At 65.1% G+C, this 24,992-nt stretch carries 29 protein-coding genes; 7 read left to right on the top strand and 22 right to left on the bottom strand.

All coding sequences use genetic code 11. The features are described from left to right. Positions 1–66: 66 nt before the first annotated feature. The 15 genes from FH608_RS24105 to FH608_RS24055 all read right to left on the bottom strand — a co-directional run bounded on the left by FH608_RS24105 (position 67) and on the right by FH608_RS24055 (position 8,073). The gene (locus FH608_RS24105) at positions 67–405 is read right to left on the bottom strand and encodes a hypothetical protein (protein WP_139632864.1); all 339 of its coding nucleotides are present in this window, start codon (positions 403–405) and stop codon (positions 67–69) included. A gap of 39 nt (positions 406–444) precedes the next feature. Beyond that, positions 445–663: a hypothetical protein gene (locus FH608_RS24100; RefSeq protein WP_139632862.1), complete on the bottom strand. Its 219-nt coding sequence runs from the start codon at positions 661–663 to the stop codon at positions 445–447. A 140-nt stretch (positions 664–803) separates the two neighbouring features. Further along, complete coding sequence (locus tag FH608_RS24095; RefSeq protein WP_193318590.1) at positions 804–3,083, bottom strand: FtsK/SpoIIIE domain-containing protein; 2,280 nt, start codon at positions 3,081–3,083, stop codon at positions 804–806. Positions 3,084–3,090: 7 nt separating this feature from the next. Further along, complete coding sequence (locus FH608_RS24090; RefSeq protein ID WP_139632860.1) at positions 3,091–3,420, bottom strand: hypothetical protein; 330 nt, start codon at positions 3,418–3,420, stop codon at positions 3,091–3,093. Beyond that, positions 3,420–4,475 (bottom strand): conjugal transfer protein TraI, encoded by a 1,056-nt coding sequence (locus FH608_RS24085; RefSeq protein ID WP_139632859.1) that lies wholly within the window; start codon positions 4,473–4,475, stop codon positions 3,420–3,422. The genes FH608_RS24090 and FH608_RS24085 overlap by 1 nt, the downstream gene beginning before the upstream one ends. Positions 4,476–4,543: 68 nt before the next feature. Further along, positions 4,544–4,933: an RRQRL motif-containing zinc-binding protein gene (locus tag FH608_RS24080; RefSeq protein WP_139632858.1), complete on the bottom strand. Its 390-nt coding sequence runs from the start codon at positions 4,931–4,933 to the stop codon at positions 4,544–4,546. Further along, on the bottom strand, positions 4,930–5,217 hold the full coding sequence (locus FH608_RS24075; protein WP_139632856.1) for a hypothetical protein: 288 nt from the start codon (positions 5,215–5,217) through the stop codon (positions 4,930–4,932). The genes FH608_RS24080 and FH608_RS24075 overlap by 4 nt, the downstream gene beginning before the upstream one ends. Continuing rightward, complete coding sequence (locus tag FH608_RS24070) at positions 5,214–5,582, bottom strand: WhiB family transcriptional regulator (protein ID WP_139632854.1); 369 nt, start codon at positions 5,580–5,582, stop codon at positions 5,214–5,216. Before FH608_RS24070 ends, FH608_RS24075 begins: the two co-directional genes overlap by 4 nt. 88 nt (positions 5,583–5,670) lie before the next feature. After that, positions 5,671–5,844, bottom strand: coding sequence for a hypothetical protein (locus FH608_RS51645; protein ID WP_153262172.1), 174 nt, complete (start codon positions 5,842–5,844; stop codon positions 5,671–5,673). Positions 5,845–5,951: 107 nt separating this feature from the next. Next, positions 5,952–6,149 (bottom strand): hypothetical protein, encoded by a 198-nt coding sequence (locus FH608_RS24065; RefSeq protein WP_139632853.1) that lies wholly within the window; start codon positions 6,147–6,149, stop codon positions 5,952–5,954. A gap of 122 nt (positions 6,150–6,271) precedes the next feature. Beyond that, positions 6,272–6,415, bottom strand: a complete 144-nt coding sequence (locus FH608_RS51640; RefSeq protein WP_153262170.1) for a hypothetical protein — start codon at positions 6,413–6,415, stop codon at positions 6,272–6,274. Positions 6,416–6,478: 63 nt separating this feature from the next. Continuing rightward, the gene (locus FH608_RS51635) at positions 6,479–6,649 is read right to left on the bottom strand and encodes a hypothetical protein (protein WP_153262169.1); all 171 of its coding nucleotides are present in this window, start codon (positions 6,647–6,649) and stop codon (positions 6,479–6,481) included. A 107-nt stretch (positions 6,650–6,756) separates the two neighbouring features. After that, positions 6,757–6,984, bottom strand: a complete 228-nt coding sequence (locus tag FH608_RS24060; RefSeq protein ID WP_139632852.1) for a hypothetical protein — start codon at positions 6,982–6,984, stop codon at positions 6,757–6,759. A gap of 512 nt (positions 6,985–7,496) precedes the next feature. Beyond that, entirely contained in the window at positions 7,497–7,667 is a 171-nt protein-coding gene (locus FH608_RS51630; protein WP_153262168.1) for a hypothetical protein, read from the bottom strand. Between the two features lie 139 nt (positions 7,668–7,806). Beyond that, positions 7,807–8,073 carry a hypothetical protein gene (locus FH608_RS24055; protein ID WP_139632851.1) on the bottom strand — a complete coding sequence of 89 codons (267 nt, stop codon included), beginning with the start codon at positions 8,071–8,073 and terminating at the stop codon, positions 7,807–7,809. A gap of 360 nt (positions 8,074–8,433) precedes the next feature. On the opposite strand from FH608_RS24055, the gene FH608_RS24050 reads away from it, so the two are divergent. Both FH608_RS24050 and FH608_RS24045 read left to right on the top strand, forming a co-directional pair. Beyond that, entirely contained in the window at positions 8,434–9,273 is an 840-nt protein-coding gene (locus FH608_RS24050; RefSeq protein ID WP_193318589.1) for a GntR family transcriptional regulator, read from the top strand. Beyond that, complete coding sequence (locus FH608_RS24045) at positions 9,270–9,974, top strand: HAD family hydrolase (protein ID WP_139632850.1); 705 nt, start codon at positions 9,270–9,272, stop codon at positions 9,972–9,974. The genes FH608_RS24050 and FH608_RS24045 overlap by 4 nt, the downstream gene beginning before the upstream one ends. Positions 9,975–9,995: 21 nt before the next feature. Here the strand turns inward: FH608_RS24045 and FH608_RS24040 are convergent, their stop codons facing one another. The 4 genes from FH608_RS24040 to FH608_RS24025 all read right to left on the bottom strand — a co-directional run bounded on the left by FH608_RS24040 (position 9,996) and on the right by FH608_RS24025 (position 15,181). After that, complete coding sequence (locus FH608_RS24040) at positions 9,996–10,550, bottom strand: hypothetical protein (protein WP_139632849.1); 555 nt, start codon at positions 10,548–10,550, stop codon at positions 9,996–9,998. Positions 10,551–10,808: 258 nt separating this feature from the next. Then, positions 10,809–11,432 (bottom strand): HEPN domain-containing protein, encoded by a 624-nt coding sequence (locus tag FH608_RS24035; RefSeq protein WP_152315448.1) that lies wholly within the window; start codon positions 11,430–11,432, stop codon positions 10,809–10,811. Between the two features lie 22 nt (positions 11,433–11,454). After that, positions 11,455–12,696: a DUF262 domain-containing protein gene (locus tag FH608_RS24030; protein WP_139632847.1), complete on the bottom strand. Its 1,242-nt coding sequence runs from the start codon at positions 12,694–12,696 to the stop codon at positions 11,455–11,457. Positions 12,697–13,426: 730 nt separating this feature from the next. Further along, the gene (locus tag FH608_RS24025) at positions 13,427–15,181 is read right to left on the bottom strand and encodes a tyrosine-type recombinase/integrase (RefSeq protein ID WP_226899832.1); all 1,755 of its coding nucleotides are present in this window, start codon (positions 15,179–15,181) and stop codon (positions 13,427–13,429) included. 2,762 nt (positions 15,182–17,943) lie between these two features. On the opposite strand from FH608_RS24025, the gene FH608_RS24020 reads away from it, so the two are divergent. Then, positions 17,944–18,303, top strand: coding sequence for a hypothetical protein (locus FH608_RS24020; RefSeq protein ID WP_139632846.1), 360 nt, complete (start codon positions 17,944–17,946; stop codon positions 18,301–18,303). 180 nt (positions 18,304–18,483) lie between these two features. On the opposite strand, the gene FH608_RS24015 is transcribed toward FH608_RS24020, so the two are convergent. Further along, a complete protein-coding gene (locus tag FH608_RS24015) occupies positions 18,484–18,696 on the bottom strand; it encodes a DUF397 domain-containing protein (RefSeq protein WP_139632845.1) in 213 nt (70 codons plus the stop codon). Beyond that, positions 18,687–19,520 (bottom strand): helix-turn-helix domain-containing protein, encoded by an 834-nt coding sequence (locus FH608_RS24010; protein WP_193318588.1) that lies wholly within the window; start codon positions 19,518–19,520, stop codon positions 18,687–18,689. Before FH608_RS24010 ends, FH608_RS24015 begins: the two co-directional genes overlap by 10 nt. 248 nt (positions 19,521–19,768) lie before the next feature. Between FH608_RS24010 and FH608_RS24005 the strand changes: the two genes are divergently transcribed. Continuing rightward, complete coding sequence (locus FH608_RS24005) at positions 19,769–20,314, top strand: ATP-binding protein (protein ID WP_194244264.1); 546 nt, start codon at positions 19,769–19,771, stop codon at positions 20,312–20,314. A 94-nt stretch (positions 20,315–20,408) separates the two neighbouring features. Then, the gene (locus FH608_RS24000; RefSeq protein ID WP_226899831.1) at positions 20,409–21,530 is read left to right on the top strand and encodes an IS630 family transposase; all 1,122 of its coding nucleotides are present in this window, start codon (positions 20,409–20,411) and stop codon (positions 21,528–21,530) included. A gap of 41 nt (positions 21,531–21,571) precedes the next feature. Here the strand turns inward: FH608_RS24000 and FH608_RS23995 are convergent, their stop codons facing one another. Then, positions 21,572–22,069, bottom strand: coding sequence for a DinB family protein (locus FH608_RS23995; RefSeq protein WP_139632840.1), 498 nt, complete (start codon positions 22,067–22,069; stop codon positions 21,572–21,574). A gap of 1,462 nt (positions 22,070–23,531) precedes the next feature. On the opposite strand from FH608_RS23995, the gene FH608_RS23985 reads away from it, so the two are divergent. Further along, on the top strand, positions 23,532–24,632 hold the full coding sequence (locus FH608_RS23985; protein ID WP_226899830.1) for a tyrosine-type recombinase/integrase: 1,101 nt from the start codon (positions 23,532–23,534) through the stop codon (positions 24,630–24,632). Positions 24,633–24,635: 3 nt separating this feature from the next. Then, the gene (locus tag FH608_RS23980; protein ID WP_139632837.1) at positions 24,636–24,959 is read left to right on the top strand and encodes a helix-turn-helix domain-containing protein; all 324 of its coding nucleotides are present in this window, start codon (positions 24,636–24,638) and stop codon (positions 24,957–24,959) included. Positions 24,960–24,992 lie beyond the last annotated feature (33 nt).

The following is a 24,992-nucleotide window of genomic DNA, read 5'->3' as shown; positions in this document are numbered from 1 at the left end:
GAGGGCTATCGTGCCGAGGCTGGCGCCACGGCGGGGCGGGTTTGCCGGGTTGGATTCATGCCACTCTCAGTGGGTGCCGTCGTGATGCAGACAGGGGCGGGTGGCAAGTTGAGGCGACAGGTGGGCGCCGGTCGCAGTGATGAACGTGAAACCGTTGGCGGTGGGGCGGAACCGGTCCAGCAGGATGCGGTGGGTGGCGCCGCGCATGTCGACGGTGTTGGCGTACGCGGTCGGGTCGGCGGTCAGGTTGATGAGGCGTTGCACTTCGTGGGAGTTGGTCAGGGTGGTGCAGACGGCGTGCCGGCCGTCGATGGCTTCGACCAACACGACGCGTCCCCAGGCGCGCCGGTCGGCCCAGAGGCTTCCGGGGGTGACGGCGTCAAGGCCGTGCATCTTCTTGGACATGGCGGGGCGGTCCTTTCCGGGTTTGTGTCGGGGAGTGGGTCAGTGGGTGCCGTCGTGGTGCAGGCGGCGTAGGTAGACGTAGAGCTGCCAGCCGAGGCGGGGCCGCATGCCAGTGCCCTCGCAGGCGCGGCAGGTGCGGTTCTTGCCGCCAGGAGCGCAGCGTCGGCACACGCCCCACGGCGAGGCGTAACACCAGCCGATGTAACCGATCGTGATCAGCGGGAGGCAGACGACTAGCAGGGCGATGACGGTAGCCAAGGTGGCCTCCAGGCCGGTTTTCGGGGTTGCCGCAGGTCGGGCGCTAGACGCTAGTGCCCTGGTGAATCGCGGATTGGGGTGCTAGGAGGGGTGCTAGGTCTAGCGGGCGAGGCCGCTAGACCTAGCGGGAGATCAGCGGGTTACGAAGCGGCTCCACGACTACGTTCCGCTACCTCTTCGCGGATGATGCCGCGCCGGTTCGCGCCCTTGCCGTCCGTCGTGGTGCCCCACACCTGGACGGTCTTGATGCCGTGCGGCTTGAGCATTGCGGTGAGCTGTTCGACCTCCCACCCGCCGTAGATGTCGGGCCGCAGGTCGGCCAGTCGGGCGATGACGGTCTCATTCCAGACCTTGGCCTCCGAGGCGCCGACCACGGCCAGGATGTCGGCCAGCAGGTCATAGGACGGCGCGCTCTGTTCGGGCCTCTCGCCGAGAGCGTGACCGGACAGCGTGCCGGCGGCCTTGCGCAGCGCGTAGGCGCGATCGGCGATGAGATGGGTTTGGGGGGTGTCGAGGTAGGCGGACTTGACCACCTTGGGCATCGGGGTGGCGCCGATCAGGTAGCCGGTGCCGGCGTCGGTCTCGGACACGAACACCGTGGCGCGGATGCCGTTCTTGTATGCCGAGGTGCCGAGGATCATGTCGTTCTCGGTCTGGCCGGCCACCTTCAGGCAGAACCGGATGGACACGTTCGCCGAGATGCCGGTGGGCAGGCTTTCCTTGTCCGGCCGTTGGGTGGCCAGGATCAGCACCACGCCGAGGGCGCGCCCCAGCTTGATGATGAACTCGGCATCCTCGCCCGCCTTCGCCCCGTACTCGGGGTGGGCGAACAGGTTCTGGCACTCATCGAAGATGGCCACCAGCGGGTGCAACCCCAAAGAGCGCTTGTCGGCGATCTGCCGGGTGACGCGCTTGTCCGGGCACAAGTCCGGGGGCAGCGTCTTGAGTGTGGCGGCGCGGCGCATGACCTCCTTGCGCAGCAGCGCCAGGGAGTCGGCGGCGTAGGCGATGGCCTCATCCTCGATGCCGGAGACGTAGCGGTGGCAGACCTTCTCGTAAGGGTCGAGGTCGCCGGTGCCCTTCAGTTCGTGGAACCAGCCCTCGGCCGTCGGGTCGAGTACGACGCCGGCGGCCAGTTCGCGCACCGAGGCGGTCTTGCCCTGGCCGGGTAGTGAGCCGATCAGCATGTTGTGCTGGATGAACGGCACGGTGACCAGCCGGCCGCGCGGGTCGTTGCCGAACGGGACGCCCTTGAACAGATCGTGCGAGGTGGCCTTGAGCAGGGGCGACTTGACGATGGTCTTGGACAGGTCCTTGTCGCCGACCCACAGGATCAGTCGGCCCTCGTGGATGGAGGAATCGCCCTCGGGCCAGATACAGCCCAGCGGGCGGCGCAGCGCGCCGGACAGGCGTTCCCGCTTGTCGAGCACGTCGCCCACGGTCACGCCGTAGGGCAGGTCCAGGTCAGCGCGCCAACCGGGACCATCGCGGGTGATCGGGGAGACGAACCGGATGGCATCCTTGGGGTTCTTGGACATCGCCTGGCTGATGCCGGCGATGCCCAGCGAGGTCAGGGCGCGGATGACGATGTCGCTGGTCAGCTTCTCCACGGTGGAGGCCAGCACGGCGCGTTCGATCAGCGGCCGGTCGGCGGGCTTGCCGAGGACGCCGAGCGCTGCCAGAGCCACCGCGAGGGCGCCCCACTGCACCGCGGTCGCCGCGTTGGCCAGGATGATGGCCGCGATCAGCAGCGTGACCAGCACCACCAGCATGACCGGGATGCGCAGCCGGACGCGCGAATCACGCTGTCGCGACAGCTTCAGGTACGCCTCGGGGTCGGCCTTGGTCACGGCGGCCACCCGTACCGGCTCGCCTTCCAGGTCGAACGTCCAGCGGACCATGCCGCCCACCAGCCGGGCCAGGCCGCGCGGGGAACGGAAGGCCAGCCGACCGGCATACATCGGGGTGCGGGTGAGCTGGTAGCCGGCCACGTGCGCGTAGTGCTTGCCCAGCCAGGACAGGGTTTGCATCGCCTCGGCTCGCGAGCGCAGCCACAGCGGCACCACGGGGCGGCTGGTGTGCACCTTGGCCTCCAGCTCGGCGCGCCAGTCGCGATCCTCCCCGCCCACCTGGTCAACCCGTACGATCTGCCCTTCCAGCGGCGGGCGGTCGCCGGCCGGGGCCGGGCTGGTCGGCTCCGGGTCGTCGGGGCGGTAAGGGAGGCGGCCGGCGCGGGCGGTGTCCAGGTGGACGATGTCGGCGCCCTTACCCTCGGCAGACTCGCCAGACTCGCCGGCGTGCTCGGTGTGGTCCTCGGCGGGGTTCTGTGCGTGCTCAGGTTCGGTGTCCGCCGGCTTGCCGCTCGTGGCCGGTTCGGGCGGGTCGGGCTGGTCGGCGGGGGTGAACGGGTCATGCGTCATGATGGGATCACCTCGTGCTGGTTGCAGGTTGCGGGGTGTGGCGGGGTGCGGCCGGAGTCTTGGCGGATGAGGCCGCATCCCGCGCGGGGTGGGTGGTCGGGGATAGGGGCGGCAGGTCGAGTTCGGCGCGCCAGTCGTTGATGTGCCACCACATCCGGTCTGCGGGGGGCGGGTTGGTGGCCAGGGCTTCGGCCAGCGTCAGCGCGGTGACGGCCTGGTTGCGGGTGAAGGCGCGGCCGGGATGGCCGGTGACGCTCCAGCGGCCGTTGGCTCCGCGCGTGGCGGTGTGGCCGGATCGGGTGGCGGTCATGGTGGTGTCGGTGATCCGGATGCCCATCACGCGTCCCCTTCAGCGAGGGCGTCGCGCACGGTGCGGGCGTCGTCCATGCCGCAGCGCAGCGCGCGTTGAATCTTGTAGGCGCTCGGGGTGGCGGGCAGGGTACCGGCCGCGATGAGCATCTGGGCGCGTTCGATCAGGGGGGCCACCTCGGCGGCGGCTCGTCTTACTCGATCACCGGTGTTGGCGCTGTACGTAAGGCCGGTAAGCCCTGCGCTGGTGTGGGTGTGGTCCAGCCGGGAGAAGGCGGCCAGGATGATCGGCAGGGCAGTGACCACGGCCACGGCCACGATCGGTCCCAGCACGTGCAGCACCAGCCGCGACAGGGAGAAGCCGGTACCGTCCGGCAGTGCCCAGGGTAGGTACGGCCAGGCGTTCATGCCGAGCGTCAGCCCGAGGAACAGGTACTCGATGCGGATCAGCTTGCGATCGTTCAAGGGCTGTCCGCGGGTGCCGAGGTAGGCGCGGGAGCCGACGACGACCAGCAGGGCGATGGACATGAACGGCTCCACCAGCCACGCGAAGATCCAGCCGGGCGACCACGCCGCGGCGCCTTCGGCGGCGAAGTGCTGCACGCCGGCGGTGGACCAGGCCAGCGCCAACGCCAGCGCCGTCATCGCGGCGGCCACCAGCAGGCGCCGCATCCGGGCGGCCTGCCAGGCGCGCATGGCCGGGTCCTGTCCCAGCAGGTGCAGTCGGGCGGCCTCGTGCGCCTGCTTGCGGCGCCGACGCACCCGCGCGGTGTCCAGCAGCAGCGGCGTGTCGTCGTCCTGAAGCGCGGCCAGGTGGCGGGCCTCGGCGACCTCAGCGCGCAACTGCCGTACCCGCTTGGTCTCGCCCAACCCCACCGCCTCCTGCGCGGCGTCGGCGGCGGTGTCCCCGGGGTCGTTCTCGGGGTTGTCGAGGGTGGCGGGGGTCGTGTCGGGGGTCGTGTCGGGGGTGGCAGGCGGCGGGGGCGGCGGCACCGGCTCCAGCAGGTGTTGTTCGATCTCGGCCAGAGCGCGGGAGATGTCGTCGTCCCCTCCCGGCTCAGGGGTCGGAATGGCGGTGGTCATGACTGTCTCCAAACGATGATGGTGGTGAGCGGGGGCGGATCAGGCGATGGCCGCCGAACAGGGAAGAGTCACGCGGCGGCAGCCACCGCCTCGGCGCAGTCCAGGCAGGTCCCGAGGTGGCGCGGCAGTACGTAGCCGACATCGCGCTCACACACCGGGCAGGTGCGGCGGGCGGCGTTCGCCTTGGCCAGCGCGGCACACTGGGCGGTGGTCGGGGTGCGCTTCGGGAGCGCGAACCGCACGTCGTACAGGTAGGCGGCGCGCACCCCACCGCGGGTGCGGTAGCGGCGCGAGCGCCACAACACCTGTGCTTGTACGCCCTGCCCGCCGGGCCGCAGACCTCCAGCGGTGAGCTGCCGCAGGGTGAGCAGGTGCGGTGGGGCCATCTTCCACGGGTAGGTGGGGATGCCGTACCGCTCGCCGGCCGGGTCCCAGAAGAGGGCGCGGATGCGGCTCACAGCGAAATCCGGTTGGTGCGGCCACATCGGCGGCAGTCGGCCAGGGTGTCGTGCTGCGTGGGCGAGAGCGGGTCGGTGCTGGTCTGCTGGCAGTAGCCGCACACCCACTCGCCCAGGGAGCCGACCTTGCGCCAGGAGCTGGCGCAGTAGATGTCGTAGCCCTCGGTGAAGCTCTTCCAGGACTTGCGGTGGGACGGGACGGGATCGTTGGGGCGCTTGCCGAACATGTCGCTGCCTTCCTCTTCGTGGGGGTCCGGGTCGTTGTGCTCGTGGCTGGCCGTCACGCCACCTCCAGGCCGGACCACTCAGCGGCGCGGGCGCGCATGGGCGAATGCAGCTCGGTGATCTGGGCGTAGGCGTGGATCTCGGCGGCGGTGAGGCCAGCCCAGATCCCCGAGGTCGGGCGGACCTGCACGGCGTAGCGGCGGCAGAGCTCCAGCGCCGGGCAGGTGGCGCACACCTCACGCGCCACGCTCTCGCGGGCGGCGCGCTCAGCGTCCGGTTCATCCTCGGCGCGGGGGCCAGTGTGCAGCTCCGGGTCGTAGGTGCACTCGGGCAGCGGCGAGTCGCCGTCCTTGCCGCTCCAGGCCGCTTCGATCTCGGGAAGCGACATGCGCGACGGGTGAACAGCAACATCCGAACGGGTCATGATGGTGGTTGCTCCTTCGGGGTGTCAGGCCGGGGGCGGCTCGTGTCGTGGCAGATGGAGGCCGCCCCGGGGCAGGCGGGGGACGGGGTTAAGCGCTGATCGCCTTGACGAAGTCGGCGAACTGGCGGGCGCCGTCGGTGAGGGTCTGAAAGGCCCACTTGAACGCCACCGCCGCGCCCTGCGGGTCGGTGAAGATGTAGAAGACGATGCCGATCAACAGCAGCGTCGGCAGGAACCGGCTGACGCTTTTGACGGGCTGCATGGGTAGCTCCCTTGGGTAGGTGGCCCGGCATAGGAGGTGGCCGGAGTGCCCCGGCAGGGAGTCGAACCCTGCCTGCGACCATCGGGGCTGTTCTCGGGGGCAGGCGGTCAACTCTCACGCTCGGTCGCGAGCCCTTCGGGCAGGTCTTCGGGGTCGCCCGTGCGGAGGAACAGGGATAGCTGCCGCCGGTAGTCGCGTTTCTGCGCCGCCGCCGCGATCAGCCGTTCGGCACGTTCGGCAAGTTCGGAGAGCGTCATATCAGCGTCGGCAAGGCCGACTTCGGGTGTGATGGTCGGGTCAGACATCGCAGGTCTCCATGAGAGTCGTCGTTGGGGAACCGGCACCGGCCGGGCTGGATTGGGAGCGCCCCGGCAGGGAGTCGAACCCTGCCTGCGACCATCGGGGCGATAGAGCGCGAGTGGGGGTGTCAGCACTTGCCGGTGCCGTTGCAGGAGGGGCACTGCGCGGCCAGGGCAAGCCCGTTGGCCGCCGGGGTGCCGACGATCTGGCCACTGCCGTTGCAGTCCAGGCAGACGGCCTTACGCGAGGTCAGCGGGGTCATGACGGACACGACTGTTCTCCTGTCGTCGGAAAGGGGTTGTGCGGTGCGGGTTGAGCTCGAAACCCGTGACCGTTAGCTCGCCATCACGGTGGACTCGTGGCCGTTGCCGCACGTGCCGACGAACAGGCCCTTCATGTCGTCGCCGTAGCCAATGACGGGCTCTCCACAGCCGCAGACGTACGCCATCGCGTACGCGGCGCTGGTGGTGTTGTTCTTGTAGACGGCGAACTTGGTCTTTGGCATCGTGCTTTCCTCTCGGGTGCAGGTGTCTTTCCAGGTGAGGGGTTGGTGACTGCGCCGGGTGCCCGCCCAGCCCCGAGGGAAGAGAGGCCGGGCGGGCACCGGAGATGTCAGCCGAAGAACCGGCGCACACCCTTGGGGCGGGCACCGGAACGCACCAGGGCGTCTTCCTTCATCTGGTTGGCCTTGCGCGTGCCGACCGCTTCGACGAGTGCGGCCTCGGCTTTGCGCGCCTGGACACGGGTCACGCCGTGCCCGTTGGCGGCCTGGGCGAGCGCGTTGAGGGTGTTGGCGGTATCGGCCTTGGCCTTGAGCGCGGCGAGCTGGGCGTCCGTCATCCGGCTACGCACGACGACCCCGCCCCTTCGCCTCTTCGGGCGCCTTGCAGCGCGGGCAAGTCGGGCTGCTGTACTGCACGGCGTGCCGGCGGCACCAGTTGAGCGGCTTGTCCGCGGCGCTGGCCGACTTCGGCCACTCGCCAAACGTCTTCCAGGTCGCTTTCACCGCGATCCCCCGCATCCCTGGCAGGCGATCGCCGTGCGCGGGTTCGGGCGGCCACAGCCGTCACACACCCAGGTGGACGGCGTCTGACCAGCGGTACCCCGTCGTACTCTGAGGTAAGGCATGATGGACGTACCTCTTCCTTTGGAGGTCGCCCCCGCCGGTTTCTTGTCAGGGAGCCCGGCGGGGGCTGTTTTCGTTGTGTCGCAGAGGTCCCCGGATCTCCGGGACCCCGAGGTTTCGGCTCCTTTCCGTCGATGGGGTGCGAGAGCGGGTGTGGGCTCCCGTCGTGCCTGCCCGGGACTTGCACCCGGGAGTCTGCTGGTCAGGCTGGCCAGAAAGAGCGGGCTCAGGTGGCGCTGGCCACCTCGACGTAGACGCGAACACTCGGCTGCGCGGGCGCCGACGGGCATAGACCCTTGATCGCGGTGACGGAGAACGCCTCACGCAGGGTCAGCACGGCATCGGCAACCTCGGCAGGCGCGCCAACCAGACGGATGGACAACATCAGCACTCCCATGGGTGTAGGTGACAAAGACGCGAACAGAGACGGGGAGGGGCGCCCCGGCAGGGAGTCGAACCCTGCCTGCGACCATCGGGGCGAATCGGAGGGGCGCACTCTGCCCGCGCTGAGGCAGACAGGGCGCAAAGGTGACAGGTCACTTGGGCGGGGGTGCCCACCAGCGCCGCCGCTCGTGCTTGGCGAATTCGCGGAGGGTCTGCGCGTTTTTCGCTGCGACCCACTGATTCGCCTGGTGTTCGCGGATCATGTAGCGGTCGGCGCCCGGATCGCTACTCTTGCCCGACTTCAGGCTGTTCCTGTACCCCTCGGCCTTGCTCGCCTCCGCGCGCGCCTCGCGGTCGTACTCCTTGGCCTCGGCCTCCCACTGGTCAGCCTTGACGCTCTTCTTGTCGAACCAGCCCATGACGGTCTCCTCCAGGGGCGGGATTTGATTGGTGGCAGCGCCCCGGCAGGGAGTCGAACCCTGCCTGCGACCATCGGGGCGGAAATCCAAGGTGAGCAGGGGCGTTTCCCCTGTTCTGGCCGCCTTTTCTCGGGAGGCGGTGACCCTTAGTCGTCACTGTTCAGTTCTCAAGCGATCAAGCGCTCCAGCCCGTCGGCGCGCGGCCTATGGCCGCCTTCCCAGGTCTTCCGGCTGTGCAGGCTGTTCAACATGGCTAGGCAGGTTGTACAAGCATCATGCTGACTGGCCTGCCTAGGCATGTCAAGAGACATGCTTAAGTTGCCTAGGAATGTTGACCAGGTAGCGGCTAGGCTGTAGGGCATGCAACTTGACCCGGATGACCCGCGTCCGCCGTATCTGCAGGTAGCCCACCAGTTGAGGGCAGCAATTCTCACGCGGAAGTTCGCCCCTGGCGACAAGCTCCCGTCCGGCCCTGAGTTGGCCAAGAGCTTCGGCGTTGCCCGCATGACCGTTCAGCAGGCCATCCGCCAACTCCGCGATGAGGGGCTCGTGGTCACAAGGCAGGGAAGCGGCGTGTTTGTTCGCGAACGGACCGCGCGCCCTGTCGGCCTTCGTCCGCATATTGAGCAGGCGTTCAAGCGCTCAGAGGTCTCGATAGAGTTCGCCGGCTTCTCTGGCGAGACCCTTCACGGCGCAATTCAGGAGCCACTCGACAACATCCGGGCAGGCAAACTCGTTCCCGAGAGCATCAACGTCCGCATTCTGATCCCGGACACGTCCCGTCCGTGGTCGCTGCCGTGCCGCGTAGACGACCTTGAAGACGAGCCCCTGTTCCGAAAGCGTGCGGAGCGGATCACCTCTCGCCACGCTCAGGCCATCGTGGAGTCTGTACAAGAACTCAAGGATCTCGGTCTTGTCGCGTCAGCCTCAGCCGAGGTGCGCATCTGTGGCGAACCGCCCCGCTTCAAGCTCTACGTGATCAATGGCGAAGAGGCGTTCTTCGGCTTCTATCCCGTCACCAAACACACCGTTGCTCTCGGCGGAGAACCGCAGGCTATCTATGACCTGATGGGCAAGGATGCGGAGCTGTTCCACTTCGCCCTGAGCGACGGAGAGGACTCCACGTCCGGCCAGTTCGTCATACAGTCGCGCGCTTGGTTCGACAGCCTCTGGAACACAGTCGCGCGAGAGTCAGCGTGACGACGCACACGGGACCGCTCGCCGTACAGGATGCGATGCGGAAAGCTGAGTGTGTCCTACTCGACTTCGACGGCCCCATCTGCGACATCTTCGCGGGACTACCCGCGCCGCGAGTCGCGGCATCACTGCGCAGTTTCCTCACTGACCATGATGTCGAGATCCCAGCAGAGATCGAAGCCTTTGACGATCCGCTGGCAGTCTTCCGGTTCAGTTGGCAACTTGGACGAGACATGAGCCGCATCACGCAGGACATTTTGACGACGCTCGAAGTCGAGGCCGTCAAGACAGCACACCCGACTCCAGGGGCCGCCGATGTGATTCGCCAATCGAAGCGTCTCGGCAAGTCCGTAGCGGTAGTCAGCAATAACTCGACAATGGCGGTAATAGCGTACCTGCAACGGACACATCTCAGGGAAGAAATCGACTATGTTTCGGCGCGCGTCAATCCAGATCCGAATTTCATGAAGCCGAATCCGCACTTGGTACGTCAGGCGCTCGAACGGCTTGCAGCGACCCCGTCAGCGACGATCCTAGTGGGCGACTCCATGACCGATATGGAGGTGTGCCTAGCAACAGGTGTGGTCGCGGTCGGGTATGCCAACCGCCCTGGTAAGGCATCGCAGCTTGAAAAGGCCGGAGCTAATTATGTCGTGACCAGCATGACGAAGCTACTCGTAACAGACTCCAAAGAGACGCGCTGAAAACGCCCTAGATTAGGCACCTTACTCGGCTGCACCACCTTTTTCAGCGCGGTTTTCCTCATCAAAGTAACCAGCATCATGCTGAGCGCTATGAATAACAGAAAAGGCGAGAATTCTGGCTCGCCGAACCTCCATAAGGGCCAGTAGTATTGCGGAGATCGTGAGAGCGGCAGCTACAGCCAGCTTTACACTGGAGACATCGTCGTTTTGCATTGCCCAATGAGCGGCCGGTATAGAGAATAGGATTGCGGCAGCCGTATACGAAATTACGCGCACGGTCATCATATGACTGCGCGCAACATATGCGGCAAGATGCTTCTTATAGAAGTCTATCTCCTTCCAAAATTCTTCGCTTTCGCGTTCGCGCTTCTCGGCAGCCGATCGACTCCTTTTGGCCATCCAAGCCTGGAACTTAGGCGTGAAGACATTTGCAAGAATACTGAGAGGAATACTCAGCAGCAATCCCAGCACGAAACTCAGATCCACGTTGGCAGCATATGCTCCTGGCTGGATGCTACCTGTCTCTTTCTCCATTTTGTTATCAAAGGAAGCAGCGAGGAGGGCGGTGACGTGCACCTTGGCAGGCGGCGCTCATAACCAGCTGCTCTCCGGCCAAAGTCCCATCTGCTCTACCACGCCGACCTGTGTGGATCACGCGGACTCGTAGGGGCCGTCACCCTATCGCTGTCGTGGTACAGGCTGCGGTAAACTAAGACGTATAAGACAGGATGCTCTGCACAGCAGCGACAGCTTCGCCACAACACTGATCCGTAGCGCTGCTGTCGAGGCGTTGAGTAAAACCGTCCGCCCTAAAAGCGTCTGGCAATGCCTGGGCTAATGCTTGGGGCTCGCCAAAAAGGATACGATTGCAGACAGTTCCGCAAGCGCTGTGTTAACCAGTTCTCTGGCCTCTTTTGGATACAGAGCTTTGCTCACCCCCCCAGTGGCTGCACGATTGGCAGCTGACGAATGAGCAATATCGCCACGGCGCGCACCGAGCGCGTCTAGCGCCGCAATAGCCTCAGAGCAGTCATTTTCGAACTTATCCCAAACAAGCCCCGCCCCAGTTACGAGCTTCTTGATATTATGAGTTCTTACACCGTTATTTGTGCCGCAAATCTTTCTCTCGTAAAGTGCTGGAACCATTCGAATAACGGCATCATCGCGAGGGACGCTGCTTCTCGTTTGCTCAAGTGCAACAGCTGCATCGGCCGCAAATTGGATCATAATCAAATGGGATGCGCGATTTAACAGTTGGCGACTATTCAAAGTGAAGCATTTTTGTACATAATCTTTAAACGCCGCCTCGACAAATTCTTCAACCGCCCCGTGGCTTAGAACCAGAAACGCACAAACTGCAGCCTCTTCAGCGAATGCAAGCGGAGTTGGTGGCTGACCCAGCACTGACTTTAAGAAAACTTTGTCAAGCTCTCTGGTCTCACGCTTTAATTGAGCCAATTGACTTAAGGTAACCATTGAACTAGAAGATTCGGCCAGCGTCTAGGCTTGCTGGAATTCGAAAGGTTCGGCCAGTTGCCTCCCTCACTATATCCCGCCAGGCTTCGAAGCGCGTCAGAAACGCCTCAACGCTCTTCGTTGTGGTCGTAATAGAGCGCACGAAGTTTGAATCGTGGTCACAGCGCAGCTTGAATCCCTCCACGACGTCCTCGGCGTTGCGTAGCATTTCCTCTCGCACCACTTGTTCGGTAAGAGATACCATCTGAATATCGAATAGTGCGCGGTTGAATGGTCGTTCGTAACGATCCCTAGTCCACTTACGGCACAGGTGACTTCCAAATATCTCTCGACCTGCGGAAATCGCCGATTCGAGATCTACAAGCCCTGTTTCAATACGCGTGCGTGATTTTGGCCAGTCCTTATTAAAGGATGCGCACGTATCGTCGAGGAATTTCTTCAGGTTCCCTTTATATGGATGCGTGGAAAACCTAAGAGCCAAGTAGCGGAGTAGCAACTCAGCATCTACCATCCTTCGATCAGGCTGAGTGCTCCCAAGCAGGTTCCTAAGTTCCTGGCTGCGACCAGACGAGAGGTCAACCCACTCAACAAAAGGGCCGGGCCTTAGAGCTTGTCGCAACTCTTGAGGGGAGAGGGTTACGCTACCAGTATTGAGTCTCAAAAAGAGGGACAAAAGAAGATCTTGGGATCGCCACTTGCTAATGAATACGGTGCGAACGGTTTGATTCTCAAGGCGCGCAGCCATAGCTGGATACATATTCTGAATATCTGGCCAATAAAGTCCATTCAGATCTGTCAGGATCTTGAGACCCTGGAGCTTCAATGGCGAAAATTCCCGATCCCGCTTATCGTCCTTGTCCACGCAGAACTGACGCAAGGCCAATAGTCTTTGTTTGCCATCAATAACAATGTAAACGCCTTCGTGGGCAGGATCCTCCGCAAGGACCAACTGCGGTACGGGGTAACGCAAAATGATAGATTCGATAAGCTGGCTCTTCCGTTGATCGAGCCAGGCATTTCGCCGCTGAAAATCAGGGTTGAGATTGATGCGCCCTTTGCGCATTTGGTTGACGAGAGTTTCCACAGTCCAATCAGTTGAGGAAAGAGCGGCCTCAAATTCGATCGGGTTATGAGTGCTGAGCTCGTCCTCAGTCTCTCCCTGCTCATGGATCAGTGGGGGGCCAGGCTCGTCAATCTCCAAGCTCAGTGCATTGGCTTCGAGGCTACTCCGACCTTGTTCGCTCATCTCTAGCACCCGCTCTGATCAAGACCCCAGTAACTCCGGCCATCCTAACGGAAGCTGGTCCCTCCGTTGGGGCGGTGAACGCCACGCTGGCGGACGTTCACTGCAGCGTCGATGGGTTTTCCTCACTCCCACCGTCACGAGCCGCAGAGCGCGCCTCAGCCATGATCATTACCCAATGCTTACCCGGTGCAGCCGTCCAAACGGTAGCGATCGCTCATCGTTCCAGCTCAGATGTGTAATTCAGCATGACGGGGCACCTGCCTCATAATCCGTGGGTCGTGGGTTCAAGTCCCACCCGCCCTACTCACCAATACCACGTTCGACCTGGGGTTTCTTGGATCTCGCCGACCTTGGATCGCATTGTGGATCATGGTTGGTTGCTCGGTGGTTGCTCTTGTGTACGGACCGTGTAACGCGGTAGATCATTTAGACCGTCACTGTCAACTCAGACCCCAAAGACCACCATCCGAAGGTCAAGCCAGAAGGCCTGCACGGCGCCGCTGGTCAACGTGGTCTCATGCCCGGTCAAGCCTTGTCCAAGCCGGCTCGTCCTGCTGGCCAGGCCGCTGCTGACCAGCAGATAAAAGCTCCGCTGCTTCCCCCGGCCGTCCTCTCGGCCTCCGTTTGCAGGACGGGCTGGGGATTGATCGGCTGCATCACCTGCACGACAGCGCCGAGAACAACGACGCAGGCCCGCCGAAGAATCGGCGGGCCTGCGGGATTCGGTGGTTCAGGTAGTGGCGTCGCCGGTGTGGGGCGGCAGTGTGATCAGCCGGGCGGTGTGGGCGCCTGCGGCTACGGTGTTGACCAGGGCGGCGGTGGATTCGGCGGCGGCGCGTGCCACCTCCGGGTAGACGCTGGTGTAGGTGTCGCGGGTGAAGGTGGAGGAGACGTGGCCGAGGGTCTCCTGCACGACCTTCAGATCGACCCCGGCGGCCAGCATCAGCGAGGCGGCCCCGTGACGGAGGTCGTGCAGCCGCACCGGCGGCAGTCCCACCTGGAAGGCCAGCTGGTAGAAGTGGTCGCTGACCTGTTGTGGATGCAGCGGCCGGCCGATCTCGTCGGTGAAGACGAACCCGCTGTCGGTCCAGGCCTCGCCCGCGGCCAGCCGTTCAGCAGCTTGGCGCTTACGGTGCGCACACAGCGCGCTGACAGTGTCCTCATCCAGGGCAATGACGCGGTCGCTGGCCTCAGTCTTCGGCCTGCCCTGCACCGGTTCCCAGCCCAGCTGGGTGATCTGCCAGTGCACCCCAGCCGTCCCCGCGGTCAGATCGACGTCCTTCCAGCGCAGCCCGACCGCCTCACCCCGGCGCAGCCCACGCAACGCAATCAGCCGATAGAGCGCAAACAGCCTGTGGCTGGCCGCCTGAGCCAGGAACGTGAAGGTGTGGGAGGGCGTCCACACCATCACCGGCGAGGGTCGCGGCACGGACGCGTACACGTTGATCATGCTGGCACGGCTAAGCCGATCCCCGCGCCGCCGCTGCTCGACATCGAGCCGATCCTGCAGGTCGCGACTCCAGGCCGTAACCCGTTCGTCCGTCCACACCAGTGCCTTGGGGCGTTCGGCATCGGGCAGTTCGACGACCGCAGCGGGGTTGAAGTCGATCAGCCGGTCCTGCTTGATCGCGATGTTCAGTGCGTGCCGCAGGGTGGCGCGGATGCGGTGCATGGTGGCCGGGCCAACCGGCCGCCGATACCGCACCTTGGCCCGCTCCTCAGGATCGCTGCTGGCACGCGCGGTGGCGATGACATCGTTGAACTCCTCGATCGCATCGAACATGCCCCCCACATCCGATACCCGCAGCCGATCCAGCCGAATATCACCCAGATAAGGGGTGAAATACAAGCGAATGTGCGCCTCATACGAGCGTCGCGTGGTGACGTCGATCTTCCGCTTGCGGCGCAGGAACTCCTGCATCCACTCGGCCACGGTCACCGTCGGGTTGAGGTCCTGACGAGTGCGGACCTTGCGCCGCACCTCCTCCACCGGCGGCAGCGCCTTGGTGTCCTTGAGCACCGACAGCATCAGCTCGGTGACCTTCCGCTGGACATGCGGATCCTCATCCAGCGCCAGCAGCGCCCGGGCATGCTCCAGTTCCGCCTCCACCTCCTCCAGCGTGGCAAAGCCGCGCCGTCGCAGCGGGTTCCGCCGCCGCCCGTCGGCGTGCGCGGGCAACTCCAGCTGGTAGGCCCACCGGCCATGGGTGCTGCTCCACCGCTCCCCGCCACCGGGGCGGCGCAGCTTCGGACAGGCCTTGCCCAGTCTCTTCCCGGTCGCCTCGTCCCGGCAGGAACACGTCTTGAAGGTGGTTCCGTTCATCGCCGCTGTCGCGCCTTTCCCTTGTTCGCTGACCTCGCGTCGCCGCTTACCTGACGCCGCACCCTTCTGCAGCCCACGCCGCTGAACACCGCCGATGAGGTGTCGCCCGTGCAGGACGCCACCGGCGGCCTTGCTCACCGGGCCGACGCCCGCGCGGGTCACCGCCCAGCGACCGCGGGGTGGGGTATGCCGCACCCCAGGCCACACGGCGACCCCTGTCGGCCCACACAGGCACGTAGGGGCCACAGCGGGACGGTCGGGGGCCACCGATGGATCGGGGCGGTCGGTATCGACGCCCACCTTCACGACCCACGTCAAGCAATATCCCCTGGTCACATATCCCGGCCCACGCACTGGCCGAACGCCGGATGTGGGGACGTGCTGTTGCTTGTCCCAGTCGCAGAACGCCGGCCAGACTCCAAACGCCTCGCCCGCCCGCAGGACAGCGGCTCCGACCGGCGCGGGAGGCATGGCATCGAGGCTCGGTGAAGTGGCTGGACCGTACGGTCACCATCAGACGCCCCGATCTGGCGGACGAATCATCCCTGTCACCTATCTAAATACCGGCTGCAAAGGCCGAGTTAAGACAGCGCGATAAGCCAACCTTCAGCCAAACCGGCATCGCATTCCGAACCGAGCAGCTCAAGCAACCAGCAGCAGCGAACGATTTCAGATCGCGACGTACAAGGACAAATCACCGCGATCGCTCCGAGGACGCCGGCCCGGATTCGACGCATTCGCGCTGACACTTTGTGAACCCGTGCGACAGAATGCGGCACGCTCCGGCATGCAGGAACAAGACCGCGGATTCTTAATCCGTAGGCTCCGGGTTTGAACTCCGGGCCCCCTGCCACCCTACGCCCTGCCTGACCTGCGCTTTCTCGATTCTCAGATATCTTCCCAGAGGGAAGATGGCCGAGTTCATGCTCGTCGCATGCCCTTGAGCGCGGGTCCGGCACATCGACGAGCGGCCCACGGAAACGAACTGTGCCGGTTTGTGCTGTCGGCTATAGGCCGCCTCAGGGCAGACCGTAAAACCCCTCCAGAGGAACACTTATCAAAAGGGACGGGTGAGGGGACTAGTGGACGAGACGCGCCCGAATAGACCCCCAACTCGTCCAAGTAATGGTCAAGGCCGCTCGGGCGTTATTTGCATCCCCACGCCACCGATTAGCGTGCGGCGCATCTGGCGGTCGTTCGGAAAGCGACCGTGGGAAGTGCCGGACAAGCTGGCCGACTCGCTGACGGCCGGCTTGGTCGACGATCCAAGCACCATGACTGCTGTTGCCCGCTCAGTTCGGCACCGGACAGGGGGCACCCGCTACAGTTCCAGACGGACGGCGCCGACGGAGGGCCGCGCGCACAGCTGACTGATCTGATGGTCCCCGACGCGGACCCCACCGGGGGGCTCTCCTCGACCTGGTCCGCGACCTCTACGTGACCGCCCTCGAGGAGTGAACGCACCAGGTCCGACAGTCAACCCCGCGAGATCGACGGAGACAGCCATTTCGCCCGACCTGGCGAGCGAAGTCGACCATGGGGCCCCCATCCCAGTCGACGTTCAGCGCGATCATACGTCCTCGATAAGCGCCGGAATACCGGCGTAGCGAGTCCGCCTGACCAACCTCGCAATGGCTGCTCATCGGGTAGGAACTCAGGGGTGGCGCCGGAACACCGCCTCATAAGGGCTGAGCCCGGCGGCGGTCAGGATATCCGAGCCATGAGAGTATATGTGCCGTAAGGTCCGATTTTACGTCCGGGCGGCCAGCGAATGCGCCCCGCGTCCAACATGTTGCCTTGCGCTTGAAAATATCCTCCCGGGGATGGGTGCGATCTACCCGAGGGGATGAAAGTTCAGCCTTGAAGGAAATTCGCATTTTAGGCAGTAAGTGACCTGATATGACACTGTCTGACCATGAAAAACCACAACGATGAGGGCAACGATTCCTCAGATACCGAACCGTCCGATACACTCCCGACCGCAGTTCTAGGTGAAGTTGGGCGAACGGTCCGGGACGCCCTCGAAAGCAGAACCCGGACCGTCCGCTTGTGCGTGATCCTTGCCACCATTGGGGCGAGCATCACTCCACCGTTAATTCTCGCCCTGGGCATCGCCTGGGTGGTCATCAGCGGTCGGTAGCAGCAGCTTTCCAGGAGGATGGTAGCTCTTCTGTCCCGAGGCGGAAGAATTTCATCCTCCTGGGATGCCTTTTCTTATCTTCGGTAGGCCCTCAATGCCATAAGTGCACATTTCTCTACCCGGAATCGAACACTGTTTTGACATCGGGACAGTACGGCATGGGGGCGTCGCAAGGCGCTCTGCCGACATGTGGTCGGACGAGGCTGGGCAAGATTCCATGATCCAGAACTATGAGGATGGGCTAAGAGCTGGTTCTGAGATCAGCGGATTACTTGTGGTGACGTTGTCACGATAGGCGTATAAGGCGTGGCTTAACGAACGCCGAGCGGGAGCGGGGCCGGCCGCCACGGCCCGAGGAGAGGCAGACAGTGGAATGCCCTCATAAGACGATCAACGGCATCCCCGACCAGGCCCGGCTCCCACCACCCGCCAGGTGATGGCGCAAGCAGATGCTGCTGGACACGATCGAGCCCGAGCAGGATGTCAAAGGGATCAGGCCAGTTCCCCCAGCCGATCAGATGCCCTCGGGCGCCTGAGGGCATCGCCCATCGGGATCGTTGAGTGGTTCGCCGCAGGCTTCGGCTTGGCCGTGTCCGGGACTGCCATCAAGATGACGCCCTGCCTCTGTTCACGCGCCCCGGGGGCGCCGGATCGGCGCTCTGGCGAAGCATCGGCCAAGGGCTGCTCAAGACACGTCGTCAGGGACGCTGTCCTCCGGGATCTCGATGAGTGTGGGGTTCACAGTGGCTCCCGTTCTGATCTCCTCACCGGAACGGAAGGCTGGATGTTCCCTCGTTTCGCCCTGGCTGCCGCTGCTCTGGCGGTCATGCTGGCTCCTTCGCCAGCCCTGGCCCAGCCATCGGACGGCTGGCACGATGAAGCCCACTGGGGCTCGGTCACCGTCTCAGCCGACCGCAAGCACATTACGGTCTGTGACCTGAAAGCCGACGGCCTGTCCGTGCGCGCCGAGTACGCCACCACCTACCTGCAGACCTGGACCGTCGTCGACGCCAACGGCGCCCGCCCGGGCTGCGGAACCGACACCACTTTCCTCAGCCGCATCACCGTCTTCAAGCTCTGCCAAGTCCACCCATTCGACACATGCCTGCCCTCGGTGTGGATTTCACGATCCACTCTCAGGTAACCCCGGGCACGGTCAGCGCTCTCGCTGAGCCTTACGGCCGGATGGGCGATGCCGGGGCTGGCGCGCCTCCTGCTCCTTGCAGAACGCGGGCCGGCTGTAGGCCCGCGAGTGGGCTCCCGGGACGTTGCTGGGAGCCCTCTGGCGTGATCGTGCGTAGGCTGCTGCCCTCTTCAGGGGGTGTCAGAAGTCGAACTCGCCCTTCTTGGCGCCGTCGATGAAAGCGTTCCACACGGAGCGGCTGACCACGTAGGGCGGCTTTTCTGGGTGTTCGGAATCCCGGACGCCGACCCATCCTCCGGCGAGTGGAGCTACCTCGAGGCAGTCGCCGCTGTCTCCTGAGCGCGTCGCCTTGCGCCAGACGGCGTTGTCGAGCAGTTCCTTGGTCACTTCCATTGCGTGGCTGTCTCCTCGATCAACTGCAGTGACGCCCGGCGGGACAGGGCATCACCGTGCAACATCTCATACCTCGACTTGGTCTCCAGGACCCGATCCGCGTCCGCAGTGATCTGGCTCAACGTCACGGACTCGAGGTAGGCCATGTCGGGCATGCGTGGCCCGCTGAGAAGAATAAACGCGCCTTGCAGGCCAGTGGTGAGCCACGAGTCCCGGGGAAGAACCCGGACGTTGATCCGGGGGTGGTCGTCCAAGGCGACCAAATGGGCCATCTGTTCGGCCATCACCGCCTTCGTGCCGATGGGTCGGGTCAGGACGCCTTCGTCTATGACTGCCCATAGCGTAGGCCCGTTTTCCCGTTGGAGGACATCTTGCCGTTGCATCCGGTCGGCGACGTTCTGCTCCACCACATCCGGGGTGGTACCGGGCTTGCCGCGGAAGATGGCCCGGGCATACTCCGGGGTTTGCAGCATGCCCGGCACGATCAACGGCTGCCAGGTGCGCAGCATGGCGGCCTGCTGCTCGATCTCCACCAATCGTGCCAGCCATACGGGCCAGCGAGCCGCATGGTGGGTCGTATCGCGCCACAGCGCCAGCAGTGAGCCGCTTGCGCGCAGCGCCGTGTCGGCGTCACGGGCGAAATCCTCATCCGCCGGCCGGTCCCCGCGTTCGACCATGCTGATCTTCGATACCGACCAGCCGAGCGCTGCAGCGAGGTCTTTTTGCCGCATACCTGCCGCAATACGGTATTCGCGCATAGCGGCGCCGAATTCTACCCGTGGCGCCTTCAATGAGGGCTCCAGGTTCATGTCGTGCGAGGTCATCGGCTCCTCTCTGGCCAGTGCACGGAAAATACACGGCATCCGTGTAGTAGCACACGGCATTTGTGCCTCGAAAGTGCTTCGGGCTGACCGCCATATGCTCGCGGATTCTGGGATTGTCGCACCATGCCGACGACAGGCGCCGTCAAGTACTCGAAGTCGGCTACACGCTTTCTCTCCGCTGAACGTGCAGCCGATCATCGAGGAGTAATGAGGCAAATGCGGTGATTCATATGGTTTCTCAGACCGACATGCAGAAGCTGGGAATGATCGAGCTGACGCGCGACGATCAGGCGCCGCGGCGGGCCCGCGAGGCGGTGACCGGCTGGGTGGGCCGCTCCCATCCAGCCCGAGAGATGCTGGTCCTGGCCGCCTCCGAGCTCGTCACCAACGCCGTCGTACACGCCGACTATGGAGACGGCCGACACTGGCTGCTGATCCAACTCGCGCAAGGGGACGAGCTCTTCCGGCTCGCAGTCACCGATCCAGGGCCGGCGTTGCCTGTCCCGCACCACGTCCCGCTCCAGATACCCCGCATGGACCGGAACGCCGAACAGGGCCACGGACTGGCCATCGTGGCCGCCCTCTCACGCGGGCGATGGGGCACCCATCTACTACCGCACAGCCGCCACCGCGTCGTGTGGTGCCACCTGGACGTACAACCCAGCGAAGCCGACATCGAATCGCTGTATCCGACCGCGATGTACGGCGAACCGTCACCCCCGACGACCACCGTTACGACGCCGTGCCCCCTCTCCGCCAATACCGATGAACACGAGGCTCACCTGCCTTACTAGTGCTGTGACCGGAAACGATCACCGGGTTGGCTCGTAAGACGGTCCTGCCGGTTGGATGGTGCTGATCACGTTCGATTGGCAGTCGGGAGGCCAGGTGACGCAACCGGTCAAGGTCCGCAGGCTCACGAGCCCAGAAGGGCAGAAGCTGCAGCGGATCGTGCGGCGCGGCACGATGAGCACGGTCCGCTATCGGCGGGCGATGATCCTGCTGGCCTCGGCCGGCGGCAACACCGTCCCGGTCATCGCCCGGCTGGTGCAAGCCGATGAGAACACCGTGCGCGATGTGATCCATCGCTTCAACGAGATCGGGCTGGCCTGCCTGGACCCTCAGTGGGCGGGAGGCCGTCCCCGCCTGCTCAGTCCTGACGACGAAGACTTCGTCGCCGCGACGGCCACCACCCGACCTGCCAAGCTCGGCCAGCCCTTCACCCGCTGGTCCATCCGCAAACTGCTCGACTACCTGCGCCGCCTGCCCGGCCGGGCCATCACCATCGGCCGCGAGGCGTTACGCACCCTGCTGGCCCGCCGCGGGATCACCTTCCAGCGCACCAAGACCTGGAAGGACTCACCCGACCCCGACTTCGACGCCAAACTGGACGACATCGAGTACGCCCTGACCCACCGGCCCGAACGCACCTTCGCCTTCGACGAGTTCGGACCCCTGGGCATCCGGCCCACCGCCGGATCCGGCTGGGCCCCGCAGGGCGAGCCGGACCGGCTGCCGGCCACCTACCGCCGCACCCAGGGCGTCACCTACTTCCACGGCTGCTACTCCGCCGGCGACGACCTGCTGTGGGGCGTCAACCGAGCCCGCAAGGGCATCGACCCCACCTGGGCCGCGCTGAAATCCATCCGCGCCGCCCGGCCGGACGGCGCCCCGATCTACGTCATCCTGGACAACCTGTCGGCGCACAAGAACTGGCGCATCCGCGCCTGGGCCGAGAAGAACAAGGTCAGGCTGCTGTTCACGCCGACCTACGCCTCCTGGGCCAACCCGATCGAGGCGCACTTCGGACCGTTGCGCCAGTTCACCCTGGCCAACTCCAGCCACCGCAACCACACCGTCCAGACCCGGGCCCTGCACGCCTACCTGCGCTGGCGCAACGCCCATGCCCGCCACCCCGACGTGCTGGCCGCCCAACGCCGCGAACGTGCCCGAATCCGTAGCGAGAAGGGTCTCCGCTGGGGTGGTCGACCCCTCGCACCGGCCGCCTGAAAATCCTCACCCAAACCTGGTGATCGTTTCCGGTGACAGCACTAGGCGCGCCGGTGGTCGCCGCTCGCGCCGTCGATGAGCTCGCGCACGATGTCCATGTGGCCGACGTGCCGGGCGGTCTCCTCGATCATGTGAATGAGCACCCAGCGCAGCGTCATCCTCTCGCCGCGCTCGTTGGTGCCGAGGTCCTCAAGGCCGAACTTCTCGATGACCTCGTCCGAGGACGCGCGGGCGCGGGCGTAGAAGGCGAGGACGTCGGCCGTGGTCTCGCCGGGGCCGACGCGCAGGTCGGCGTCCTCGTCATCGTCGTCGAACGGGAGCTCCTCGTGCTCCTGCCCGAACGTGTCGGCGAACCACCAGTACTCGACGGCCGCCAGATGCTTGACCAGGCCCAGGAGGTTCGTCCCAGACGGGGTCATGGGGCGTCGCAGCGCCTCGTCGTCCAGGCCCTCGACCTTCCACAGCACCGCGTCGCGATGCCGGTCCATGCTGGCCTGGAGGCTTTCCTTCTCACCACCGGTGAACGGGACTCTTTTCATGCCCGGAACGTAACAGTTGCCCCGTCACTCGGGCTAAGTGGTGGGGCCACCCGGCGCACCCGCCATGGACCTCGAAAGGTGTGTCATCAGACCCGGTGAACGTATGTGGTCAACGCACTAGCCGAGCTACTGAACCTTAGGCACGGACACGCTTGGTCAACGTCTCGGAACCTGGTGACCGCAAGGCGACGCACCCTGGTGCGGGCGCGGTCACCTTCTGGTGGCTGACCGCAGAGCCGAGGACCGGTCAACCACCCCGACGATCACGGCGGATATCCCCCCACTCGCCAGATCGTCACCAGGGGGTCCCTCGCTCAGGTTCACGGTCGCGACGACCGCGGACACAACGCGAGGGACCGCCCACCCCAAGCTTCCAGCAGCGGCCCCGTCCTGCCACTGCTGGACACGGGGTGAACCCCAGGACACACCTGAGGTGGTCCGCGGCCAGCCCCGCATGCGCGGGGAGCACCGCAGATAGGCAAGCGGCCGGGTGCCGGGGCGGGGACTATCCCCGCGTACGCGGGGAGCACTCTCGCTGACCTGCATGGCTGTTCAACACCAAGGTCCTTTTCGAGCCCCACCACCGCCACTGCCACCGGCGGGCGAGCGCCGCAGCTGGGGTAGGTCTTGCTGATGTTCTTAGCGGTGGCGGGATCGATACACGTGCAGATCTTGAACGTGGTGCCCTTTGCGACGCTCAACTCCTTGCCCGCCATCATGTTCGGGCTTTTCGCATCATGGTCATCCTTCCTCGCTAGCCGGACGGCTCCCGCTGTCCGGGCTGCTGTGGTCGAGTAGCGCCCGCAGCCCACGTACCGGAACCGCATACCGGCCGCCGATGCGCAGCACCCGACACGGGAATGCCCCTGTTTTGGCCAGGCGGTATGCCTTGGTGCGGCCCATTCCGAGCAGCCGTCCGGCCGTCAGCAGGCCGACCACCTCCGGTTCCTGCGGGGTCGTACGGCTGGTTAGGGTTGTGCTGGTCATGCATCACCTCGATGAGCGTTGATGAACAGAGGCCGCGCGGGATGCGCGGCTGGTCGGCAATGGTGGGCGCTGCGCCACCGACGCGGCACCGCCCGGCCCGGGCGGCCATAGCCCCGGCCTGTGGGCCCGGTACCGGGTTGGGGTGGCGGCGGTATCGACGCCACCTTCATGGCCCGCGTCAAGCGAAATCCGCAGGTCTACGCCCACCCCCTGTTCCTGGCCCGAATCCGGGCCAGGAACAAGGGCGGGCCAGAAGCTACTCTAACTTGCGGCCGTCCCGGAGGTCATGTCGCAAGCCGGGGCCCGGCTCCGGCGGCGGCTGAGAAACAACCCGCAGGTTCCTGATGGCGTGGTGGTGCGGGGTTGTGTGCTGCTCGGCTTGGAGCTGGTCTTGGGTGGTGTATATCTGTGCGATCATGGTCGGCTGATGGATCTTCAGGATTTCTGAAGACATTTCGGTAGCTCCGATCGAGCTGTGGCTTTGGTGAAGGTGTGGTGGCTCGGGTTGGGTCTGGCAGCGGTCCGGGATCTTCGGGATGCTTGCGGACCTGCCAGCCTGGAAGAGGTCGCAGCATTCGAGACGGACGTGCTGGCTGGGCTCGTGTTGGCGCGGGCGTCGGCGGGTTTGGCGGACTCGACGATCAGCAGTGAGGTCGGGCATCTGGAGTTGATGCGGGCCTGGTTCGGTCGCCCGTTGTGGGAGATGCTGCCTGCCGACGCCGACGTCTACTTCGGGACGGTTCTGCGCGCGGCGGCATCGGGCACGAGGTTGGCCCGTGCGCAGGCGTTGAAGACGTACTTCCTGTTTCTGGAGCTGCGTCACCAGGTCGAGCTGCATCGGTTGACCGGGCTGGTGGTGGCGTGCCCAATCGATGAGCTCAACCGGCCTCGCGGACGCCGGAAGGCCGCGTTGCGGATCCCGCCATCGGCCGTGCAGCTCGAGCAACTGTTCGCTGGCTGGCGCAGTGATCTGACGACGTGCCGCAAGTACGCGCCCACAGCCCGGAACTACGCGACCGCGAAGCTGATGTCCGAGGTCGGGCTGCGCGTGAACGAGGTGTGCCGGCTCGACTTGTCGGATGTGAAGTGGGAGCTGGGCCGGTTCGGCAAACTCCACGTCCGGCACGGAAAGGGCGCACGCGGATCGGGGCCTCGCGAGCGGATGGTCCCGTTGATCAACGGCGCGGACCGCACCCTGCGCTGGTTCGTGCAGGACGTGTGGGGCCAACTCGACGATGACCACGCCCGGCCCGGTGCCCCGCTGTTCCCCTCCGAGCGCAAGAACGTCGACGGGAGCGCTGCCAGGATCGGCCCCGACCGGCTGCGCGGCGCACTCGCGAACGCAGCCGCCCGGCATCTGCCGGACTGGCCTGACACACTGACTCCGCACGTCCTGCGGCACTTTTGCGCCAGCCAGCTGTATGCGGGCGGGATGGACCTGGTCGCGGTCCAGGAGACCCTCGGCCACGCCTGGATCACCACGACGATGCACTACGTACACGTCCACCGCACCCATGTCGAGGACGCCTGGCTTGCCGGCCAGGCCCGGGCCGCCGCTCGGCTGAAGGGACTGTGACCCGTGAGATGGAACCTCCGCCTGGCCGCCGCGAATCGCGGTATCTGGAAGGCATCCGAGCTGCAACGGAAGCTGGCCGAACGGGGCCTGGTCATCTCGGCTGGGAAGATGTCCGGTCTGTGGTCCGGCCAGCCAATCTCGATCAAACTCGCCGACCTCGACGTCATTTGCGCCGTTCTGGGCTGCGGGATCGAGGAGTTGCTGCTGCCCGAACCCGAGACCGTCCCCCAGCCCGGCCGCACCGCCGCCCCGCAGGCCGCGACCGGCACCGGCCCCAGCCCGGTGGTGCCGCGCCGCCGGGACGGCCGCTCCCTTCCGCCCGTCTGACCTGCGATGACCACCACTCCGATGGCTCGCCGC

The sequence above is a fragment of the Nonomuraea phyllanthi genome, from assembly GCF_006334985.2.
Lineage (GTDB): Bacteria > Actinomycetota > Actinomycetes > Streptosporangiales > Streptosporangiaceae > Nonomuraea > Nonomuraea phyllanthi.
The sequence above is the reverse complement of the archived record's forward strand: the minus strand, read 5'-3'. Positions and strand labels throughout refer to the sequence as shown.

Bases quoted from the DNA above. Each gene is read 5' to 3' on its own strand.
- FH608_RS24105 (WP_139632864.1), bottom strand. From the start codon at position 405: ATGTCCAAGAAGATGCACGGCCTTGACGCCGTCACCCCCGGAAGCCTC.
- FH608_RS24095 (WP_193318590.1), bottom strand. From the start codon at position 3,083: ATGACGCATGACCCGTTCACCCCCGCCGACCAGCCCGACCCGCCCGAA.
- FH608_RS24090 (WP_139632860.1), bottom strand. From the start codon at position 3,420: ATGGGCATCCGGATCACCGACACCACCATGACCGCCACCCGATCCGGC.
- FH608_RS24085 (WP_139632859.1), bottom strand. From the start codon at position 4,475: ATGACCACCGCCATTCCGACCCCTGAGCCGGGAGGGGACGACGACATC.
- FH608_RS24070 (WP_139632854.1), bottom strand. From the start codon at position 5,582: ATGACCCGTTCGGATGTTGCTGTTCACCCGTCGCGCATGTCGCTTCCC.
- FH608_RS51645 (WP_153262172.1), bottom strand. From the start codon at position 5,844: ATGCAGCCCGTCAAAAGCGTCAGCCGGTTCCTGCCGACGCTGCTGTTG.
- FH608_RS24065 (WP_139632853.1), bottom strand. From the start codon at position 6,149: ATGTCTGACCCGACCATCACACCCGAAGTCGGCCTTGCCGACGCTGAT.
- FH608_RS51635 (WP_153262169.1), bottom strand. From the start codon at position 6,649: ATGCCAAAGACCAAGTTCGCCGTCTACAAGAACAACACCACCAGCGCC.
- FH608_RS24060 (WP_139632852.1), bottom strand. From the start codon at position 6,984: ATGACGGACGCCCAGCTCGCCGCGCTCAAGGCCAAGGCCGATACCGCC.
- FH608_RS51630 (WP_153262168.1), bottom strand. From the start codon at position 7,667: ATGGGAGTGCTGATGTTGTCCATCCGTCTGGTTGGCGCGCCTGCCGAG.
- FH608_RS24055 (WP_139632851.1), bottom strand. From the start codon at position 8,073: ATGGGCTGGTTCGACAAGAAGAGCGTCAAGGCTGACCAGTGGGAGGCC.
- FH608_RS24050 (WP_193318589.1), top strand. From the start codon at position 8,434: ATGCAACTTGACCCGGATGACCCGCGTCCGCCGTATCTGCAGGTAGCC.
- FH608_RS24030 (WP_139632847.1), bottom strand. From the start codon at position 12,696: ATGAGCGAACAAGGTCGGAGTAGCCTCGAAGCCAATGCACTGAGCTTG.
- FH608_RS24020 (WP_139632846.1), top strand. From the start codon at position 17,944: ATGTTCCCTCGTTTCGCCCTGGCTGCCGCTGCTCTGGCGGTCATGCTG.
- FH608_RS24015 (WP_139632845.1), bottom strand. From the start codon at position 18,696: ATGGAAGTGACCAAGGAACTGCTCGACAACGCCGTCTGGCGCAAGGCG.
- FH608_RS24010 (WP_193318588.1), bottom strand. From the start codon at position 19,520: ATGACCTCGCACGACATGAACCTGGAGCCCTCATTGAAGGCGCCACGG.
- FH608_RS24005 (WP_194244264.1), top strand. From the start codon at position 19,769: ATGCAGAAGCTGGGAATGATCGAGCTGACGCGCGACGATCAGGCGCCG.
- FH608_RS23995 (WP_139632840.1), bottom strand. From the start codon at position 22,069: ATGAAAAGAGTCCCGTTCACCGGTGGTGAGAAGGAAAGCCTCCAGGCC.